This is a genomic window from Mesorhizobium sp. M1A.F.Ca.ET.072.01.1.1 (genome assembly GCF_004023325.1).
In the GTDB taxonomy this organism is placed as follows: domain Bacteria; phylum Pseudomonadota; class Alphaproteobacteria; order Rhizobiales; family Rhizobiaceae; genus Mesorhizobium.
Genome location: NZ_RZSF01000489.1, coordinates 1 through 3,580, shown reverse-complemented (window position 1 = coordinate 3,580; position 3,580 = coordinate 1). Strand labels below are relative to the sequence as shown.

The following is a 3,580-nucleotide window of genomic DNA, read 5'->3' as shown; positions in this document are numbered from 1 at the left end:
ATCAGCACCAGCGGCTCGGCCGCGACGGGGCGCCTGGCGAAGCGCTCGTCGGGCTCGCTGGCGCCCGGTCTGTCGAAGCAGAAGGCGACGTCGATCCCACCCTCTCCCAGCCTGCGGCGCAACTCGCCACTGCCTGCGATTTTCAGCCTGATGTCGATGTCGGGATGAACGGCCTGGAAATCGGCGAGCCAGCCGGGAAGTTTTGCCGAAGCGATCGTCTCGAGCGCGCCGATCGACAGGCTGCCGGCCGTCTCGGCCTTGGTGGCATCGATGGCGGCCCGGGCGTCGTCGGCGAGCGCCAGCAATTCCTCGGCGTAAGCTTGCAGCGCCTCGCCGGCCGGGGTCAGGTCCAGCCCTTGCCGCGACCGTGTGAACAGCGTCGCGCCCAGCTCGGCCTCGAGCGCCTGGATCTGGTCGCTGACGCTCGACTGCGCGAGATTGAGCTCGCCCGCCGCGCGCGTGACGTTGCGTGTGCGCGCGACCGCGAGAAAGGTCTTCAGCAGCCTTGGATGCACGTTACTGCAGCTGCGGCTTCTTGAGGAACGAGTTGCGGTCGGCCGATTTTACGCGAAGCCAGGTCTCACGGCCGTCGCGCACGACGCGCAACGGAATTTCCGCGCCGGCCGGGTTCTGCCAGAGTTTTCGATAGAAGTCGGCGAGACCGTCAACCTCGCCGTCGCGCACGTCGGAGATGATGTCGCCTTGGCGAAGGCCAGCCTTTGCCGCGGGACCACCTTCGGCGACGCTCATCACCACCACCATACCGTTCGACTCCGCCGAGAAGGCGCCGAGCCACGGGCGCGGCGGCTTGGCGACCTGGCCGCGCTTGACCAGATCGTCGAGGATCGGCGTCAGAAGGTCGATCGGCACGATCATGTTGATGTCGGCAACTTCGCCGGCGCGGCTCATCTGCAGGCGCAGCGAGCCGACGCCGAGCAGCTTGCCGTCACGGTCGAACAGCGCAGCACCACCCCACGACGGATGCGCCGGCGCGGTGAAGATCGCCTCGTCGATGAGATATTCCCAATAGCCGGCGAATTCCTGCTTGGTGACGATGTGGGCGTCGACCTGCTGGCCGATGCCGTCGGCAAGCGTCACGGCGTCGCCGATATTGGCCTTCCTGGCATTGCCGAACTTGACTGCCGGCAGCCCGAGCGGTGCCAGCGCCTGCACCAGGCCGAAGCCGGTCTCCTGGTCATAGGCCAGCGCATGCGCCGCAACCACGCGGCCGTCCTGGTCGGTCAGCCAGACCTCCTCGGCCTCGGTGATGAGATAGCCGATGGTGAGAACCAGCCCGCTGTCGCGGATCACCACGCCGCTGCCCTCGCGGCGCGTGCCCAGCGCATTGGCGGTAAAGGCGTCGTCCGGAACCGTGGCGCGCACGGCCACGACGGAGCGCGAGATTTTTTCGATGGTCATCGTCGATCCTGAATTGCGGGTCTTTTCTATAAGTATGGCCAAAGGGACGCGGTGCAAGGGCATCTGTCCCTGACGGAGAAGGCGGGGCGCTGCTGGCCCAAGCGTTAGTTCAACGAAATTTGAACTTTTTTCTTTGACGCCCGCGCAACCGCACCTAAATCTTGCGCCAACGAACCCCGCATCCGCCCACCAGCAACAAGGCCTCCCGAGATGAACCAGTACAACCCGCCGAAAGTCTGGACCTGGAACAAGCCGAATGGCGGCACCTTCGCCTCCATCAATCGGCCAGTCGCCGGGCCGACGCATGAGAAGGAATTGCCTGTCGGCAAGCATCCGCTTCAGCTCTATTCGCTGGCCACGCCCAACGGTCAGAAGGTGACGATCATGCTGGAGGAGTTGCTGGCGCGCGGCCACAAGGGCGCCGAATACGACGCCTGGCTGATCCGCATCAATGACGGCGACCAGTTCGGCTCGGGCTTCGTCGAGGTCAACCCGAACTCCAAGATCCCGGCGCTGATGGACCGCAGCGAGCCGAAGCCGGTGCGCGTGTTCGAGTCGGGCTCGATCCTCACCTATCTGGCGGAAAAATTCGGCGAGTTTCTGCCGACGGAGCGTGCAGCGCGGGCCGAAACCTTCTCGTGGCTGTTCTGGCAGATGGGTTCGGCGCCCTATCTCGGCGGCGGCTTCGGGCATTTTTACGCCTATGCGCCGGAAAAGATCGAATACGCCATCGACCGCTTCGCCATGGAAACCAAGCGGCAGATGGACGTGCTGGATCGGCGGCTGGCCGAAAGCGAGTATCTCGCCGGGCCGGACTACACCATCGCCGACATGGCGGTCTGGCCCTGGTATGGCGGGCTCGCCAAAGGCCGCAGCTACAACGATGCCGCGCAGTTCCTCGCCGTGCATGAATACAAGCACGTGCAGCGCTGGGCCGATGCGATCGACGCCAGGCCGGCGGTAAGGCGCGGCCGCATGGTCAACCGCATCTCCGGCGATCCGGCCTATCAGTTGCACGAGCGCCACGACGCCAGCGATTTCGAGACGAAGACGCAGGACAGGTTGCAAGCGGCGGAGTGAACTGCTGATTCCCCGCCTTGCGGGGGAGATGGCCGGCAGGCCAAAGCGGGTCGCTGCGCCTGGGGCGCCGACGAACAACAAGAGGGCAAGTTGGCGCATCGTGCGCGCCGACCCTCTGTCGCCTTCGGCGACATCTCCCCCTCAAGGGCCCTCAAGGGGGGGAAGATCAGCTACCTCCCGTAGGTATACGTCACACTGGCCTCCGCCAGCGCCTGGCTCTTCGCCGCGACCGACACCATTTCGGGCGACGGATCTTCCGGCGTGCGCAGCTTCGCCTCACTCAGCGCATAGAGCGTGAAGACATAGTGGTGCGTGCCGCTGCCGGGCGGCGGACATGGGCCGAAATAGCCGGCGCGACCGACGCCGCCCGTGCCGGACACCGTGCCCTTCGGCAGGCGCTTGCCGCCTTTGGAGCCGGCGCCTTCGGCGAGGCCCTTGGCGCTTGCCGGGATGTTCCAGGCAAGCCAATGCCAGAACCCCTTGCCGCCATTGGCATCGGGATCGAACATGGTGAGCGCGTAGCTCCTGGTGCCCGCCGGCGGTTCCTTCCAGGCAAGCGCGATCGAGACGCTCTTGCCGCCGCATCCGGGCTTGTCGCCGAGATATTTTGCGTCCCACTTGTCGTTGGAGACCGACGGGCTGGAGATCTCGAAGGCGGATGCCTGGGTGGCGAAGGCAGCGAAGGCAAGTCCAATCAGGCTGAGGCGCGAAGTCATGGCTTCACTCCTTCTACTTGGATTGCCCAAAGTCTATCCGAACGGCGCGCCGGAGCCGAGCAACTTTGCGTGACGGGTCGGCAGGCGCCGGAGCTGCCGATCTGCCCCACAAGGAGGACATCCGGAGCACTGCCGACGAGCAGTGTGACGCGCGGCGGCGAGTCCATACTATCCCCCTCTCGCCAACGCGGGCGACCCGATTTGTTCTTGCCGGCCCTTCCTAAAGGTGCCGCCACCCGATCTCGCCGTTAGGCTAACAGAGCTATGCGGTTCTTCACGAATTTTTTCAGCCGGAACATCCCCTGGAAAGCTCCGTTGGAAACTTAGTCAACGATGCAAACCAATGGAGATTTCCTGATGATGAA

At 64.8% G+C, this 3,580-nt stretch carries 4 protein-coding genes; 1 reads left to right on the top strand and 3 read right to left on the bottom strand.

The window, feature by feature from the left end:
- Nucleotides 1-515: LysR family transcriptional regulator (locus tag EOA32_RS34820; protein WP_145971463.1), on the bottom strand; the 515-nt coding region annotated here is incomplete at its 3' end.
- Nucleotide 516: 1 nt separating this feature from the next.
- Entirely contained in the window at nt 517-1,419 is a 903-nt protein-coding gene (locus EOA32_RS34815) for a S1C family serine protease (protein ID WP_095778255.1), read from the bottom strand.
- Between the two features lie 210 nt (nt 1,420-1,629).
- On the opposite strand from EOA32_RS34815, the gene yghU reads away from it, so the two are divergent.
- Entirely contained in the window at nt 1,630-2,499 is an 870-nt protein-coding gene (gene yghU, locus EOA32_RS34810) for a glutathione-dependent disulfide-bond oxidoreductase (protein WP_095801381.1), read from the top strand.
- Nucleotides 2,500-2,669: 170 nt separating this feature from the next.
- Here the strand turns inward: yghU and EOA32_RS34805 are convergent, their stop codons facing one another.
- On the bottom strand, nt 2,670-3,215 hold the full coding sequence (locus EOA32_RS34805) for a YbhB/YbcL family Raf kinase inhibitor-like protein (protein ID WP_128374107.1): 546 nt from the start codon (nt 3,213-3,215) through the stop codon (nt 2,670-2,672).
- Nucleotides 3,216-3,580: the final 365 nt, after the last annotated feature.